General features: G+C 43.4%; 12 protein-coding genes, 1 tRNA gene and 1 pseudogene. 9 read left to right on the plus strand and 5 right to left on the minus strand.

Features of this window, described 5'->3' with window-relative positions:
- Positions 1-25 precede the first annotated feature (25 nt).
- A complete protein-coding gene (locus tag ABIC80_RS08640) occupies positions 26-1,498 on the minus strand; it encodes a hypothetical protein (RefSeq protein WP_429177014.1) in 1,473 nt (490 codons plus the stop codon).
- Between the two features lie 339 nt (positions 1,499-1,837).
- Positions 1,838-2,764 (minus strand): annotated as a pseudogene (locus ABIC80_RS08645) (filamentous hemagglutinin N-terminal domain-containing protein); the annotation flags it as partial.
- Between the two features lie 1,086 nt (positions 2,765-3,850).
- Between ABIC80_RS08645 and ecpA the strand changes: the two are divergent.
- The 6 genes from ecpA to ABIC80_RS08675 all read left to right on the plus strand — a co-directional run bounded on the left by ecpA (position 3,851) and on the right by ABIC80_RS08675 (position 11,166).
- Positions 3,851-4,432: a common pilus major fimbrillin subunit EcpA gene (ecpA, locus tag ABIC80_RS08650; RefSeq protein WP_076769653.1), complete on the plus strand. Its 582-nt coding sequence runs from the start codon at positions 3,851-3,853 to the stop codon at positions 4,430-4,432.
- A 53-nt stretch (positions 4,433-4,485) separates the two neighbouring features.
- On the plus strand, positions 4,486-5,157 hold the full coding sequence (locus tag ABIC80_RS08655; RefSeq protein WP_429176641.1) for a hypothetical protein: 672 nt from the start codon (positions 4,486-4,488) through the stop codon (positions 5,155-5,157).
- Between the two features lie 18 nt (positions 5,158-5,175).
- On the plus strand, positions 5,176-7,707 hold the full coding sequence (locus ABIC80_RS08660; protein WP_429176643.1) for a CS1-pili formation C-terminal domain-containing protein: 2,532 nt from the start codon (positions 5,176-5,178) through the stop codon (positions 7,705-7,707).
- Complete coding sequence (ecpD, locus tag ABIC80_RS08665; protein WP_429176645.1) at positions 7,697-9,340, plus strand: fimbrial adhesin EcpD; 1,644 nt, start codon at positions 7,697-7,699, stop codon at positions 9,338-9,340. Before ABIC80_RS08660 ends, ecpD begins: the two co-directional genes overlap by 11 nt.
- On the plus strand, positions 9,330-10,007 hold the full coding sequence (locus ABIC80_RS08670; RefSeq protein ID WP_429176648.1) for a fimbria/pilus periplasmic chaperone: 678 nt from the start codon (positions 9,330-9,332) through the stop codon (positions 10,005-10,007). Before ecpD ends, ABIC80_RS08670 begins: the two co-directional genes overlap by 11 nt.
- 292 nt (positions 10,008-10,299) lie before the next feature.
- A complete protein-coding gene (locus ABIC80_RS08675; RefSeq protein ID WP_429176651.1) occupies positions 10,300-11,166 on the plus strand; it encodes a winged helix-turn-helix domain-containing protein in 867 nt (288 codons plus the stop codon).
- A gap of 600 nt (positions 11,167-11,766) precedes the next feature.
- On the opposite strand, the gene ABIC80_RS08680 is transcribed toward ABIC80_RS08675, so the two are convergent.
- Together ABIC80_RS08680 and ABIC80_RS08685 are read right to left on the minus strand one after the other, a co-directional pair.
- Positions 11,767-11,854: transfer RNA gene (locus ABIC80_RS08680), tRNA-Ser, on the minus strand.
- A 140-nt stretch (positions 11,855-11,994) separates the two neighbouring features.
- Positions 11,995-13,623 carry an ABC transporter substrate-binding protein gene (locus ABIC80_RS08685; RefSeq protein WP_429176653.1) on the minus strand — a complete coding sequence of 543 codons (1,629 nt, stop codon included), beginning with the start codon at positions 13,621-13,623 and terminating at the stop codon, positions 11,995-11,997.
- Between the two features lie 268 nt (positions 13,624-13,891).
- Here ABIC80_RS08685 and yccA point away from each other — a divergent pair, with 268 nt between their 5' ends.
- Together yccA and tusE are read left to right on the plus strand one after the other, a co-directional pair.
- Positions 13,892-14,551, plus strand: a complete 660-nt coding sequence (gene yccA / locus ABIC80_RS08690; RefSeq protein ID WP_312605553.1) for an FtsH protease modulator YccA — start codon at positions 13,892-13,894, stop codon at positions 14,549-14,551.
- Between the two features lie 88 nt (positions 14,552-14,639).
- Entirely contained in the window at positions 14,640-14,969 is a 330-nt protein-coding gene (tusE, locus tag ABIC80_RS08695) for a sulfurtransferase TusE (RefSeq protein ID WP_054803116.1), read from the plus strand.
- On the opposite strand, the gene yccX is transcribed toward tusE, so the two are convergent.
- Positions 14,966-15,247 (minus strand): acylphosphatase, encoded by a 282-nt coding sequence (gene yccX, locus ABIC80_RS08700; RefSeq protein WP_076769648.1) that lies wholly within the window; start codon positions 15,245-15,247, stop codon positions 14,966-14,968. The two genes, tusE and yccX, sit on opposite strands and share 4 nt — an antisense overlap.
- A gap of 91 nt (positions 15,248-15,338) precedes the next feature.
- Between yccX and rlmI the strand changes: the two genes are divergently transcribed.
- Positions 15,339-16,529, plus strand: a complete 1,191-nt coding sequence (gene rlmI / locus ABIC80_RS08705; protein WP_263752769.1) for a 23S rRNA (cytosine(1962)-C(5))-methyltransferase RlmI — start codon at positions 15,339-15,341, stop codon at positions 16,527-16,529.
- Positions 16,530-16,549 lie beyond the last annotated feature (20 nt).

The raw sequence follows: 16,549 nt of genomic DNA on the forward strand, positions 1-16,549 counted from the left end.
CTGCTGCTTTTATAATGTTTTTAAATCATAAACCAACGATAGTGCCTGTGCCGGTTAACTGTGCGGTGTTAAGTACAAGTCCCCTTTCACCACCTAAAACAGCATTAGCACCAGAGTTGTGGATTAATTTCGAAGTAATTACTGCGTTGCCTTCAGTATAGATATTTTTGTAATTATAAATCGTACGACCAGCGTTGACATCGAGATAATCCCAGGCAACCACATTACCATAGTTAGTCACATCGAGTGCCGATTTGATGAATGCTGAACTACCAACCAGGTTGCCCTTACTGCTATTAACAACATTACCCTCTGATTCAACATAAAGCACCGTACCTGCAGCAATATCCTTTTCATTAGTAAGAGTGCCAGTTGTATCAACTTCCAGTGTATTATCAGCCGAAATAGTATTGTAGTTATGCAATGCCCCCGCAACGCGTACTACTGAGTTCTGCTTACTACTAATCCACCCATAATTGTTAAAATCGCTGCCGACAACTAGCGAGAGATGACGGTCAGCTGAAATTATTCCAGTTGCGTCATTGTTTTCAATTGTTCCTGAACTGTAATTTGACAGAGAGTCAACATCAATATTTAGATCGCCAGCACTATGGAGAGTGGCATAATTGTTAACTAAACGTTTGGCCTTAATATTTGCATCACCTCCACTGACTAGCAAGCCGCGATAATTATCGAGCGTCTCTGCAACATTCAAAGTTAACGGGCCATGCTCAGCAATAATGCGACTGTGCGTATTATTAATAGACTTAGCGTTGATTGTTACACCATTAGTCCCAATCAGCCCGCCAATTTGACCAGGTATTCCGAAGTAATTACCATACCACGATCCAAAATCTTCGCCATAGGTGTTATTAACACTGGTTTTAGCATCAATCTTGAGTAGATTATTTGCCACCATCAATCCATGATAGTTATCAACATCTGCTTCTGTTTGGATTGAAATATCTTTGCCAAGAATCACCCCACCTACGTTCTTGACATTTTTAGCTTTAATATCAACATTACCAAACTGTGAACTTACTAAACCAATATGGTTGTTAAAATACCCTGTTAAATCTATGTTAACTCCACGATCCCCCATAATCTGACCGACATAAAGACTATTATCCATTGTGGAACCGATGACCGAAACGGTGTCTTTCGACAGAAGCCTTCCACTAGAGTTGTCGATATTGCCAATCGCAGAAAGTGACACGGCTTTATCAGCGGCTATCTTCCCATTACGATTGTTGATCGTACTACTACTTTCCAGAGAGATCGTACCTGATGAACTGATTCCACCAGTCGAATTATTAATCGTGCCAGCTTTTAACTTAATTCCATCGTCACCTGCAATCAATCCTAAGGAATCGTTACTGGTAGCATCAGCAGTGATATTATCTTTATTGATAAAATACTTCGCCGTCTCAATCTGAATGCCACCTGCTTGCGACCTAATAAGGCCTTTGGTGTTATCAATATTTCCGGAACTGATCATATCAATTTTTCCGGTAGATTGAACTTCACCTCCTACATTAGTTATCTCTGAAGTTTCAAAAGCAACATAACCTCCCCTGATCTGCCCAGTCCGGTTATCTAACTTACCTGTTTTCAGGGCGACAACAGCGGCTTCCAGACCTGCAGAACTACCTTTACCACTATTAATTAACGTTTTGCCATTAGTATTGACGCCTAAAATCCCGCCAGAAGCAATTTTCCCGTTTTTGTTATTAAACTCGCCGCTATCTATATAGATATCGGACTCTGAAGCGATACTACCAGCGCTAGTGTTATTTATTGAATTCTTTGTGGTATTAATAAATATTTGACCCTTACCGGATATATCTCCACCGATATTTTCCAGCGCACCATTAGTTGTGATATTGGTAGAGCCAACTGATTGAACCTCACCGCCAGTGTTAATAAATTTACCATTTACATTAATATGGATATCATCAGCTCCACCGGCAATAACCCCCATATTTCTGACGCCAACTCCACTTTCAGTACTGATTAAATTAATATGATTTGCGTACATCCCGCCAAGATCAGACACATCAACCGCGTATGTATTTCTGATACCGCTGGCTGTTACATGTCCTAAGACCTCAGCATTTTTATTGACATAATTATTACCTGCGATGACAGTAAGTTCATCCGTCACGATTTGCCCTTGTACTGCAACGGAGCGAGCAAGAATTTCTGTTGGCGAAGAGCTCATCAACCCTTTGACAGTAATAACACCACCTCCAACTGAATAACCTCTTAACACGCCGTTCTGAATGTCTGGTTTACCGGTCGTGATGGTGGCTTTACTGGCATTGATAAAACCACTGCCCAGGCTAGTGGAGATACCATTCGGGTTGGCAATGACCAGATGAGCTTTGTCTCCTGCAACCTCCATCAGGCCTTCAAGCATGCTGGTTTTATTCGAAGTGACTTCGTTAAGGATAACTTTGGCGCTACCAGAGGTAAGATTGCTGTTACCCGCTATGACTCCCCCAATTACGGTATTTGTGCCAGAAGAGCTGTTATTGAAAATAACCCCGTTCTTGCCAACATTGAAATCATCATAAACGTTGTGAGAGAGGCCATTATCATTGGGATTGGCAATATTGATTACGGGTACGCCATTTGAACTGGCAATGGTGCCATTTTTGATATTTAGATCGCCTGCTTGAGCAAGAACCGGTAGAGAGAGCAGAATAGAAGCCGCTACTGGATTGAACCTCATCAAACTCCCTGTTTTTCTTTTACCTTTCATTTATTTCCTACCTGTAATTTATGCAACTTATTAAGGTGAGTTTAGCCGCTTACAAAATCGACTTTTGAAGTACTTTATGTAGGCATCTAAACTCGTTATGCAGGTTGAAACCACGCTAACATTGGAGCTCCGCTATTTGTCTTAACCCTAATTTCGGCATACAGATTGGCAATACACTTACCAAAAACACATACCCTAAACTTAGTTAATATCAAACATGCTTTTATTTCACACCCTTCTAACCATGAAGAGCCAATAGGAATTTTTTAATTATTGCTAAAGAGCGCATTAAAACAAGTGAATTATCCTTAAAAAAAAGCCAAGTGATTACCACGTAAAATTAAGATGAATTCCCATTTTGCCCGCCAATTCAAGCTGTTATAAAAACAACTTATAACACCCATGAATTTAAGATTATTTCATATAATTACTGCCAATATCCAACATATTAAAATAACATCTACTTTTAAAACTTACATAGGTCGCATCAGCTAACACTTGCCTTTCTTCATCCAATACTCCCATCAAAGAATCAATGGGAGCACGAAAGTTTCCCTTACCAGCGATGCGAAAATATTCATATTATTAAGTGAGAAAAACAATTAAACATAAATCTTAGACAAAAATCGAATCACATCTCTCTTAAATAAAGAAATTACCATTTAAGCAATGCGTATGTTCTTATTAAAAGCGCATAAGAAACCTTATTAATACAACATAAATACGTTACTGACATGTTATCACAGGGCGGGAAACCGCGTTTTTCCATGTAAAAAGAGATCAATAATTTAACACATATTATTTATTAGCGAATTAACACTTTATTGCTATCCAAACATTTTACGTCAAGGTTATTATTTTAGTCGGAAGCAGTGGCTTTGCGTGAGATCGCGATTCATTCGAGTGAGATTATGTTCGCTATCGAACGTGAATTCGCAATATTGACTTGTTATTAGCACACTTAATCAAGTTATATCCTTTAGCTTCTCTCAATCGGATTAGCGAGTAATGAGGTCCGAGTTGAATAAAAGCCTTGTTAATACAAGGAACCTTCAAGGTTAAAACCATCAAGAATAAGGTGCATTTATGAAACGTAAAATTTTAGCGCTTGCATTATTGTCTTCTTTTAGCATGGGTGCAGTTCAGGCAGCAGATACTACAGCACAAGCTGTGGCGACATGGTCCGCAACAGCAAAAAAAGATACCACTAGTAAATTAGTGGTTACTCCTCTGGGAAGTCTTTCATTTCAGTACGCTGAGGGCGTTAAAGGGTTCAATACTCAAAAAGGTCTTTTTGACGTTGCAGTTGAAGGAGATTCAAGCGCAACGGCATTTAAACTAACCTCACGATTAGTAAGTAACACGCTAACACAGCTTGATGGATCAGGGTCAACGCTGAATGTTGGAGTTAATTACTTTGGTAATGCGGTCGACAAAACGTCAGATACAGTTCTTGTTGACACCCTTACAGGCAAAAGTGGTGGTCTGAGCAATATTGCTTCTAATTATAATCAAGCAGGTCGTTTTGCTGGTCAGGATGCATTTACATTCTCGATCGCAAGTGCAACTACTGATGGCACAACACCTGCAACAGATTTAAGTGTATTGCCAGAAGGTATTTGGAGTGGCGATGTTAGCGTCCAGTTTGATGCAACATGGACTAGCTAACTTTCATTAATTAAGGAGCGAGGGACCGCTCCTTTTTTTTAGGACAAGAAATTATGAATAAAAAAATTATTTTTGCGTTAAATTTTTCTTTAACTGTCATGATGCCCGCATATGCATTAGATATTGGAGATATATCTTCTTTTATGTATAGCGATAGTGCCGTTATCAGTAAGGAGATAAAGAACTCTACAAATACAGGTCGTCTTATCAATATCAGAGTTGAAAGAATAACAAACCCTCTAGAAGGCGGTAGAATCATTCCGATGGAGAGTAAAAACGAACTTCTTTTGACGCCAGGAAGTTTATTGCTACCCGCTAATAGTAATGAGACCATTCGTTTTTTTTACAAAGGACCGACTGACGAAAAGGAACGTTACTACCGAATTCTTTGGTCCGATCAATCATTAAGCGAAGGTAAAAGGAGCAACGCAAAGCGCCATGCTATGGCCACAGCATCAGCGCTTATTAGTTCAATATTGGTTGTTGCTCCTCGTAAAGCTAAGTATGAATACAAATATTCCTCAGGAAAAATCACCAACCCTGGAAATGCGACATTACGTATTATCGCCTATGGCCCATGTTTGAAACCGACTGATGGTGAGTCTTGCAAAGAAAATTACTATCTTATGCCTGGTAAGTCGCGAACATTCACTCGAGTCAATGTTGCAGATAAGAATGGCCGTGTAGCTTTCTGGCAAGAGAATCATTTCGTTTCAGTTAAATAGTTTTGGGAGATGTTGTCTGTGCGCATTGTCGAGAATAAAACCCTCCAAGCTTGCGTTACTTATACCGCCATTTTCTTTGCTGGCATGAGTGAAGTTTACTCCTCTCCTCTTCAGAGTTTACATGTCGCCGGCATCATGGTTCCTGATGCTTTTAGGAAAGCATTACAAGATGGTATGAGTATCCCTTTATTCATCCATCTAAATGGAGTTTCTGGTACGCAAGATGATCAGCGTATCGGCACAGCTTCCATTTGGCTCGATGATAATATGGTAAAAGTACGCTTAATTGAGCTTGAAGATCAGAATGGCAATGCGTCTTTGAATGATCACACACGGTCAAAAATTAATAGTCTAAAAGATATTCCGTTTAATGAAGAGTCTAAAATACCCATTACTGATAATGCCTGGTTATACCTAAACTTCCAACAACTTACATTGCAAGTGATCGTCACTCAGCAAGCACTTAAAACCCTTTTCCGCCCTAAAATCGAAGATATAGGTGAATCAAGTGCAGATGATCTTAGTAGTACAATTGGTTATAACTTTGGCATCTATAACAATAAAATGAAGGGGGGAGATAGTAGTACTTCAAATTACCTTTCATTTGATTCAGTTACAGCCCTAAAAGAGCACCATTTAATGATGAATGGCACTGTGTATGGCCTGGGATCGAACTCCCAACAGGCTCAGATCTACCGTGCCATGTACGAACGTGACTTTTCAGGCTTCAGGCTCGCCGGTGGCATGCTAGACTCCTGGAACTTACAATCTCTTGGGTCGGTCACTGCGCTTCCTTCTGGAAAAATTTATGGTTTCTCCTGGGGCAACCACGCGCAGTCAACGGTCTTCAATGATTCGCACTCCGTTATCCCCGTCATTGTTTTCCTGCCCTCTGCTGGCGAAGTTCACCTTTCTCGGGATGGTAAACTTCTCAGCGTACAGAACTTCAGCATGGGCAGTCATGAAGTTGACACCAGCGGACTCCCCTATGGCATTTACGATATCAAAGTCGATGTGATCGTTAATGGGCAACATATAAGCCAAAATATTCAGCGAGTTAACAAACTTTTTGCGCGGGGTAAATCAGCGGGAATGCCATTCCGTTGGCAATTTTGGGGAGGTAATATACATATGGATCGATGGGAGAGTGGCGAAAGGGAAATCCAGAAAGCTAAAAACAGTCTCCTTGTCGGATTGTCCACTTCCGGCGGGCTTAATGCGTTAGCCTGGATGGCTTCAGCATATAACTATGACTCTGTCACTGTCGGAGAACTTCAGCTGTCATGGCCTATTACCGAAGCCTTACAAATCAGCATGCAAAATATGTTAGCTACCGATGGATCATGGAGTTCCATTAGTAGTCTAAATGCAACTTTGCCCGGAAAGTTTAGTTCTGTCTGGTTAAGCCAGGAAAAAACGTCTATAGGCAATACTCTTCGGCGTAGCGATGCTACCAATATTGCAATTGGCGCATCATTAAATCTTAATACGCTTTGGGCCCGGCTAGGTTCCTTCAGCGTAAGCTATAACAAAGATCGCCAACATAACAGTCATTATTATACGGCTGATTATACGCAGACCCTCTACAACGGACAGTTCGGTTCCTTAGGTTTACGAGCAGGATTACAACGTTATCAGCACAGTAATAGTCGGCAAACAACCCGTATGCAAAAATATGTTGCTTTTGATTTTCTGCTCCCGCTTGGAAGCGCTTTTCGAGCCGGCATAACGCAGCAGAATGGCTATGCTATGGCAAACATATCAGCTCAGAAGCAGTTCGACGAGGGTGACACTATCCAAGCTATCGGTGCCGATATTTCCAGAGGCATTTCTGGTAAAAATAGTAATAATAAAAACTTAAGCGCCACGGCATGGACAAAATATGAGAATCGCTTTTCAACCGGGACATTAAGTGTCAATAGCGGCCTTGATGGATACTTAAGCACAAACTTTACGGCTAATGGTAGTCTCGGCTGGCAAGGAAGTGAGATAGGTATGAGCGGCAGCACAGAGGGTAACGCTGGCGTTATATTACGTACTGACATTGAACATGATGGCCAACTCACTGCAAGAGTCAATGGTCGCCTTTTCCCATTATTAGGAAAACGTAACTATCTTCCTCTGGATCCTTACTCGCGTTATGAAATTGAGATTCTTAATAGTAAAAAATCTATCGATAGCTATAACATCGCAAACGGCAGAAAAGGGCAATTTACACTCTATCCGGGCAACGTTGTAACCATGGTGCCCGAAATTAAACAGATGGTAACCGTTTCGGGCCGGATACGCGCTGAGGACGGAACATTACTTGCCAATGCTCACATCAATAACCATATTGGAAGAACACGCACGGATAGCAATGGCGAGTTCGTGATGGATATTGATAAGAAATTTCCTACCGTTGATTTCAATTACGATGATAATAAACTTTGCGAAGCAAATTTGGATATAAGTAATGCGCGTGGGGCTGTTTGGGTAGGTGATATTATTTGCCAGGGATTAAAAACGTTCGCCAGCACTATGGTTGATGGAGAGATAAATGAAGGTTAATTTATATTGGCTCCTAGCTTTTTTTTCGCTCCTCTTAACAGTTAATATTGTTGAAGCTGCCATGAACAAAACCGTCTTCTCTGATGCTCCTACTCGTGAATATGTTTTCGTAGAAAATAATAACAACGATAATTTTTTCGTTACTCCTACTGGTGCCCTCGATCCACGGATGACAGGCTCCAACCGTTGGACGGGCCTAAAATACAATGGTTCCGGAACCATTTACCAGCAGAGCCTTGGCTATATTGACAACGGCTATAATACGCTTTTATTGAGCAACCGTCGTTTCGATATGTGGCTTGAAAACGCGCCGACATCACATTTAATTACTGGGTTACGCTGCATTAATTGGTATAAAGGCTGCGATATGGCGACAAGCTTGATTCTGCCAGAAGCTACAGATGCAGCAGGATTTTATGGTGTCTCTGTCCCATCAGGTGGTGCTAAATGGATGCATGGAATGATGAGCGACCAATTCTATCATTATCTTAATAATGCCTCCGTAGGGAGTAACTTCACCATGACCATTAATACTTGTACGACTGCAGAAAGTTACAGCGCTCATTTTGGTCAACGCTGTCGCAATATGACCTCAGGTAACTGGTACGTTCGTAAAGTTTCTTATACAAAAGGTGCTCATCTCAAGTTTGAAAATACTAACGGAATTACGGAAGTTTTCATTAATAGCGATGGAGTGCCGACGCTCGGCGAAGGAAACTCAAGCTGTTACCCACTGGTTATCGGAAAAATCTCTGGTCTTGCCTGTAAAATGCTTACCTATTCCCTGCGTGATAATGGGATGAGTAACTCAACAATAAAAGTTTTTCCATCAATAAACAAACCGGCTCTTGAATCAGTGATAAATGCTGAAGATATGCAATTTAGTCTCGATAGCAACACCTGGAAAACAGTAAGCAAAACGAGTCATTACTTTACTTTTAATGAACTAAAAGGAAAAAGAAGTGTTTATATTTTTCTTTCACAAAATTTTTTCAAGCAAATGGTTAAGTTAGGAATCAGCGACAGCAATACAAACGACCTTTTTAATTTCAGAATGCATAATGCCCTTGCGCCTGAATCCGGTTGGTATGAATTTTCTACATCCAGCCAGCTTATTATTAAACCAAGGGATTTTAGTGTGAGCATAATTTCTAAAGATTATGTCCAAAATCCCTCTCGCACCGGAAAAATCGGTAGAAATAATCCTTCACTGGATTTTGATTATATCGTAACGACAAATGGCAAGACCTCGGCTGATGAAGTGCTAATCAGCGTAACAGGACCAACACAAAAAATTTACGGGCGCTCATGGTGTATATTTAAATCTTTAGATAACTTAACCCAGGTTCCTTTTCCAGCATCATTAACTTATAAAACCAGAAATGGGGTTAATAAAACCTACGACGTCGGCTGCGATGGGCTATGGCGTGATATGACAGATGCCTTTTGGTTAACAACACCCTGGTTTAGCTCAAATGGGGATATGGGATTGATGAACAAATCAAACGTCCGCTTCTCCATTCCTATGAACGATGAGCACTCTTTGTATACACTAAATCACTCAACATGGTTCGGGGATGTTAGCGCATCGGGGGAAATTAGAATTAAGGCGACCTGGCGGAATGTTAATTAAAAGAGTTATAAATTACGCTTGCTTACTTTTTTTGCTTGCTCCTTTTTTTGCGAATGCTATATATGTTGGCAATCAAACCTTTTCGATTGATGCTGAAAGCAATATGCTCGCAAAACTGGTGATAAATAATAATAAATCCGCTCGTCTCTATCGTATAACTATCAGGGCAATCGACAGCCCAGGTATATCCGAAGTTTATTCTCAACCTTCTGACGGGGAGCTATTGTTCGCACCTCGACAAATGATGCTGCAGTCAGGAGAGAGCGATTTTTTCAAGTTTTATTACCATGGCCCTGCAGATGATAAAGAACGTTACTACCGTGTTGCATTCGAAGAGATCCCGCCTCAAAACAGAGCATCAAAGAACGCTAATGACAGCATTATAAGTATGGTCCCGGTCATAGTGATGGACACCATTCTTGTAGTGAGGCCTCGTAAGATAAATTTCAAATGGTCTCTGGACCACTCCAAAGGAGAGGTTGCTAATAATGGAAATACATGGTTTAAGGCGCTATTAAAACCCGGGTGCGGAGCAAACGAAGATAACAGTACGACATGGTATCTTCGGCCTGGTGAATCACTTCACAGTGGCCATGTTAAAAAAGCAGGTGAGATATTCATACTTTATAACGATGCTTTTATAAAAATACATGATGAATGCACCTGACTCATTACTGATCTTTATATTTCATGTGGTCGTTATCTATACAACCATACCGATATAATCGGATTACTGGTAAGTTTAACTACTAATTCACTTCAACATTAGTCACGTTAAACTCTTATATAAGAAAATTGATGATTTGAGATCTTAAAGCCGCCTAATCAATATTCATTTAAGTCATAAAAAAATCATGGAAATTGCGCTCCCATCATGTTGAAATTACCGGATGGAGTAATGGCTGTCTTAAATATGGAATGTTGATAAGGAACTCAGCTCTCGCTGCGTTGATAGGCATATGCACTGGATTATAAACGAGTATATTGAATTCAGGCCCGTTTTAAAGAAATTGACCTCCCTTAAAAACCCTGAAGTAAGTGTGATTTTAACCACACCAGCAAGTCGGTGTCTTCTGTTATTACTTGAAGCCTCTCCCGATATCGTCTTACAGCAAGATTTTTTCAAGAAAGTATGGGAAGAGGAAGGTATGTTGGTTCCCGCTAATACTCTCTATCAGAACATTTCTATTGTCCGCCGCGGGTTGCGTGCAGTGGGCGATACGGATCAAAAACTCATCGCCACCATCCCCCGTAAAGGCTTTCAAATTGATGATGGCGTCAGGATCCTTAAACAAGAGGATATTGTAAAAGCGGATAACACGATTGAGCTTCCTGCTATTGACATCCCCAGCTCAGACCTGCCTGAAAAGAGCGCAGTTCCAGAGGATGAGGATTCCTCACCCGAGCCGGTATTAACACCGGCTTCCCAACCATTATCTGGAGAAGATGAGAATAGAATTAAGAAGTTACTTTTGCCTCTCCTGCTCATTCTTATCTCTTTTATCACTGGCTTTATTGTCACGAGCTTCATTTGGTACAGACAAGTTGAACCCGCCTTCTTCAACACTTATACGCTTACAGAAACTGACAACGGTTGTCATCTTCACACCAGGAATGACATTCATGATAACAATAATCCCTATTCAAAATATAAATCCTTAATTCTGAATACGGGCTTAAGTTGTAAAAGTTATCCCTGGGTCTACTTCCCTCTTTCCGTTACCTCCCCTACTTTGACTGCGTTAGCTTGTAAAAATAAATATACAACGGAATCTTCGCCAGGATGTATCTCTCTTCATATTACCGGAATCAACCGAGATGACTAAAAAGAGGGTTATTTTACTAATAATTTGTCTGTTAGCAGGTCTCGGATTCGGCTATTTGTTCCTCATGGTAACGACACACTTTCGCGCTGCGGAAACCTGCACGGCGGTTGTTGTTGTGTTTAACAAGGACGCGCAAGCTAATTTGACACTGGACTTTATGTACAACAGACGGACCCTGAGCGGTATCGTCTCTGTTAGCGGGCGTTACCGTGATCCCAACCATACGGAGGGTACAATAAGGAGGGATGTCGCTTATACGTGGGTTGAGAACAAAAATACTTTTCACCTTTTATCAACCAATATTAATAAGGTCGATAATGTTGAAAGTTTACCTGAGGATGTCATCGCTACTGTCCTGCCGGCATTCTACGTTTACCCTAACAGACGGGTGAATTATGCAATTCAACCGCAAGGTAGTAGCAGCTTTCTGTTCAGTGTTGGTAAACGCCCATTGTTTGTCTGTACCAGGTGATCAACGTACATGAAAGGCAGCAGAGACGTAAGTTGGCTATTTGATAGTTTTTAGCGGCGTATAAAAGGGGGGTTACTTGCTAAGCAAAAAAAACAAGGGGTTACCTTTCGGTAACCCCTTATCAGATATGGCGGAAGCGCAGAGATTCGAACTCTGGAACCCTTTCGGGTCGCCGGTTTTCAAGACCGGTGCCTTCAACCGCTCGGCCACACTTCCGGTGTGAGGCGCACTATAAACATCCCTGCCCCTCATGTAAAGCGTGACAATGTTCGTTTGCGTGAAAAACAACCAAAAACAGGTTAATCGCTTTAAACATCAACACAGTGCTCAATAAAGAAGCGGATAAGGACAGCGTTTTAATGTTTTTTGATGTACATATCTTGCGTGAGATAGTAACCAAGCGGATCGGGATTGAAACCGCCCACCCATGGTTTCACCAAATGCGTACGTACATAGTGATAAACAGGGATTGCCGGTACATCACGCGCCAGAAGATCTTCTGCTTGCTGATAATATTTTCCTCGCTCAGCAACATCTTTCGCCTTCGCTGCATTATCCAGCGCCTCGTCATAGGCTGAATTGCTGTACTTACTGGTATTCTCACTACTTCCGGTACGGAAGTTGTTCAGGAAGGTCGCCGCATCATCGTAATCCGCAATCCATGCATAGCGCACTGCGTCAAAATTGCCGGTATGCATCGTATCCAGCATTGTTTTCCACTCCTGATTCTGCAGCTTTGCCTCTACACCAAGATTTTTTTTCCACATTGAACTCGCAGCAATGGCAATCCGTTGATGCGTCTCCATCGTGTTGTAGAGAAGGTTAAAACTTAGAGGGTGCGCTTCATTGAAGCCCGCCTCGTTTAACAATTTCTTCGCCTCTGCAAGGCGTTTTTCACGCGGCCATGTGGAATAATCAGGCGGAGATAACTTCACTCCGCCGATTTCTGGCTGGCTGATGACCCATGCCGGCCTTTGCCCCTGCGCCATCACTTTGTCAGCAATAATATCTTTATCTAACCCCATATTGAGCGCGCGGCGCAGGCGTGGATCGTTGAAGGGGGGTTTAGTGGTATTGAACTCGTAATAGTAGGTCGCCAGTTGAGGCTCAACGCTGACCTGCTCGCCAAATGTTTTACGTAGCTGGGCAAACTGATTTACAGGAATTGTGTAAGTAATATCAATTTCCCCGGCCTTAAAGCGGTTTACATCTGCAGTTTCCGCGCTAATAGGTAGATAGGTGACTTTATTGATCACTGTCGCCTTATTGTTCCAGTAGCGCGTGTTACGTTCCGCCACGATGCGCTCGTTGACCACCCAATCAGTCACTTTATACGCTCCGCTGGTGACGATATGTTCCGGTTTTGTCCATTTATCACCGAAGCGGTTAACCAGCACTGGATCGATTGGAACCATTGAGGGGTGAGCCAACATAGATAAAAAAGAGGCTGTCGGTTGAGTCAGGGTAACCTCAAGAGTCGAGTCATCCACTGCTTTTACACCCAGCGAATCAATTGGTTTTTTACCTTGTGCGATATCTTCTGCATTGAGGATATGCATATTGCCCGGATAGCTGGCGTAAGGAGAGGCCGTTTTCGGATCAACAAGACGCTGCCAACTCCAGACCACATCTTTAGCTGTAATTGCCGTACCATCCGACCAGGTGATCCCCGGGCGTAAATGAAACGTCCAGACAGTATTATTTTTGTTTTCCCATTTTTCCGCTAAAAGCGGCTCAATAGAACCATCCTTTTTGACTGCCAGCAACCCATCGAACATATCGCGAATAATATTGAACTCGATGTCACTCTCAACTTTATGCGGGTCCAACGATGCCGGCTCGCTGCCGTTGTTACGCACTAATTCCTGTTTTGCCGCCAGTTCAACCCCCGCGGGTACGCTTGCCGCATAAGCCTGGGTCGTTGCACACATCATCCCGACTGCCAATAAAACGTGAGTTATGTTGTTTAGTGTTTGTGGTTTCATATCCATTCGCCTTTGAAATTTGTTATATACCGACGCCTTTACACTCTTAACGTGCTAAAGATTAGACGGCAAAACATTTCGAGCGATATAAGAGATAAATATGGCTCTGCATCACATTTGTTCCCAGAATCTTCTAACCAAATTTTTTATCGATAAAACAGGCATCGGCAGCCGCTGCGATGAGTAAAGATGGGTAAAACGTCTTTTACGGCAAGCAAGACTTTCCTAGACTCCACTTTTAATTACATCTGTCATAAGAGAGTGGCTTATGGATCGTCTAATTACTTCTTCGCGTGACCGCAGCTCCCTGCTGAGCACGCACAAAGTTCTTCGTAATACCTATTTTCTGCTCAGTCTGACACTGGCTTTTTCTGCGATCACAGCAACTGCAAGTACCATACTGATGCTCCCTTCGCCGGGGCTTATCCTTACGCTGGTTGGGATGTATGGTTTGATGTTCTTAACCTACAAACTGGCGAATAAGCCGAGCGGTATTATTGCTGCGTTTGCTTTTACCGGCTTCCTTGGGTACATCCTTGGCCCAATGCTGAACGCGTATTTGTCTGCCGGGATGGGTGACGTCATTGCGCTGGCGCTCGGCGGTACCGCACTGGTCTTTTTTTGCTGCTCAGCCTATGTGCTGACTACCCGTAAGGATATGTCCTTCCTGGGCGGTATGCTGATGGCCGGCATCGTGGTTGTGCTAATCGGTATGGTTGCGAATATTTTCCTTCAGCTTCCTGCCCTGCACCTGGCAATCAGCGCAGTATTTATTCTGATCTCTACCGGCGCGATTTTGTATGAAACCAGCAATATCATTCATGGTGGCGAAACGAACTATATCCGTGCGACCGTGAGTCTCTATGTATCGCTCTACAACATCTTTGTCAGCCTGCTGAGCATTCTGGGCTTCGCCAGCAGAGACTAAAACCAACCCCTTCTCCATCAGGCCCCGCTTATGCGGGGCTTTGTTTTTTGTTACACTCCCGCCGTCATAAACAGCCGTTGTGGAAACTATGTTGATCTTTGAAGGTAAAGAAATCGAAACAGATAGCGAAGGTTATTTAAAAGAAACTTCGCTGTGGAGCGAGGCTCTGGCAGAGGCGATTGCAGAGAAAGAGAGCATTTCTCTCTCCCCTGAACATTGGGAAGTGGTGCGTTTCGTGCGCGGCTTTTATCTGGAGTTCAATACTTCACCTGCTATTCGCATGCTGGTAAAGGCAATGGCCAATAAATATGGCGAAGAGAAAGGCAACAGCCGCTATCTCTATCGCCTCTTTCCAAAAGGCCCGGCTAAACAGGCCACGAAAATTGCAGGCCTGCCTAAACCGGTTAAGTGCATCTAGTAGCGGATCCCAAAATCGCTCCACGCTTTGTCGGGTTGATGAGGCTCGGTCAAAACCTTATCGACCCGCGCGCTACGCGGCCCACCCGCTTTTAACCACTCAATCAGTTTGTTGACATTCTCCGCCTCACCGCAGGCAACCACCTCAACACTGCCATCATCCAGATTTCGCGCATATCCGACTAATCCCAGACGCTGCGCTTCGTGTTGTGTGGTGTAGCGAAATCCAACACCTTGTACGCTGCCGTGTACCCAGGCGATTGTGCAAACTTGAGCCATATCTTATCTCCATCAATGCGGGCGCGTTGCATTTACCCGGCGAACCCGTGACAATAGCGCCCATTTTCTTCAGCCGACAGAATAGCCAAATATGAGTGTACGTTTAGTGTTAGCCAAAGGACGCGAGAAGTCATTATTGCGTCGTCATCCCTGGGTGTTTTCCGGCGCCGTAGCGCGAATGGAAGGCAAAGCCAGCCTCGGAGAAACCGTGGATATCGTCGATCATCAGGGTAAATGGCTGGCCCGCGGAGCGCTCTCTCCCGCTTCACAAATCCGCGCGCGCGTCTGGACCTTTGATAAAGACGAAAGCGTTGATATCGACTTCTTTACCCGCCGTTTACAGCAAGCGCAGCAGTGGCGTAACTGGCTCGCCGGGCGTGATGGTCTGGACAGCTATCGTCTGATTGCGGGCGAATCTGACGGCTTACCCGGTGTAACTATTGACCGTTTCGGCAATTTTTTGGTGCTGCAACTTCTGAGCGCCGGAGCGGAATATCAGCGTCCGGCACTCCTTTCTGCACTACAAACGCTCTATCCGGAATGCGCTATTTACGATCGCAGTGATGTCGCGGTGCGAAAAAAAGAGGGACTGGAGTTAACACAAGGTCCGGTGTCAGGCGAGCTTCCTCCGCCGCTGTTACCTATCGAAGAGAACGGCATGAAGCTGTTTGTTGATATTCAGGGCGGCCATAAGACAGGTTATTACCTCGACCAACGCGACAGCCGCCTGGCGACACGTCGCTATGTGGCTGACAAACGCGTACTTAACTGCTTCTCTTACACCGGCGGCTTTGCCGTCTCCGCACTGATGGGCGGCTGTCGCGAGGTCGTTAGCGTCGATACCTCACAGGAAGCGCTGGACGTTGCGAAGCAGAACGTTACCCTGAATAAGCTTGATCTGAGCAAAGCGGAGTTTGTACGCGATGATGTGTTCAAACTGCTGCGTAAATATCGCGATCAGGGCGAAACCTTCGATGTGATTGTGATGGATCCGCCGAAATTCGTTGAAAACAAAAGCCAGCTAATGGGTGCCTGCCGCGGCTACAAAGATATCAACATGCTGGCTATTCAGTTGCTCAATCCCGGCGGCGTGCTGCTGACCTTCTCCTGCTCAGGTTTGATGACCACCGATCTATTTCAGAAAATCATCGCTGATGCCGCCTTAGATGCCGGGCGTGATATACAATTTATAGACCAGTTCCGTCAGGCCGCCGATCACCCGGTGATCGCAACCTACCCGGAAGGGCTTTATCTGAAAGGGTTTGCCTGTCGCGTCATGTAAGTTGAAATCTGGAGCCGCGT

It is taken from the genome of Kosakonia sp. 1610, from assembly GCF_050435845.1.
Taxonomy (GTDB): Bacteria; Pseudomonadota; Gammaproteobacteria; order Enterobacterales; family Enterobacteriaceae; genus Kosakonia; species Kosakonia cowanii.

Coding starts and splice junctions, on each gene's coding strand:
- ABIC80_RS08640 (WP_429177014.1), bottom strand. CDS start 1,498: ATGATCAGTTCCGGAAATATTGATAACACCAAAGGCCTTATTAGGTCG.
- ecpA (WP_076769653.1), top strand. CDS start 3,851: ATGAAACGTAAAATTTTAGCGCTTGCATTATTGTCTTCTTTTAGCATG.
- ABIC80_RS08655 (WP_429176641.1), top strand. CDS start 4,486: ATGAATAAAAAAATTATTTTTGCGTTAAATTTTTCTTTAACTGTCATG.
- ecpD (WP_429176645.1), top strand. CDS start 7,697: ATGAAGGTTAATTTATATTGGCTCCTAGCTTTTTTTTCGCTCCTCTTA.
- ABIC80_RS08670 (WP_429176648.1), top strand. CDS start 9,330: ATGTTAATTAAAAGAGTTATAAATTACGCTTGCTTACTTTTTTTGCTT.
- ABIC80_RS08675 (WP_429176651.1), top strand. CDS start 10,300: ATGCACTGGATTATAAACGAGTATATTGAATTCAGGCCCGTTTTAAAG.
- ABIC80_RS08685 (WP_429176653.1), bottom strand. CDS start 13,623: ATGAAACCACAAACACTAAACAACATAACTCACGTTTTATTGGCAGTC.
- yccA (WP_312605553.1), top strand. CDS start 13,892: ATGGATCGTCTAATTACTTCTTCGCGTGACCGCAGCTCCCTGCTGAGC.
- tusE (WP_054803116.1), top strand. CDS start 14,640: ATGTTGATCTTTGAAGGTAAAGAAATCGAAACAGATAGCGAAGGTTAT.
- yccX (WP_076769648.1), bottom strand. CDS start 15,247: ATGGCTCAAGTTTGCACAATCGCCTGGGTACACGGCAGCGTACAAGGT.
- rlmI (WP_263752769.1), top strand. CDS start 15,339: ATGAGTGTACGTTTAGTGTTAGCCAAAGGACGCGAGAAGTCATTATTG.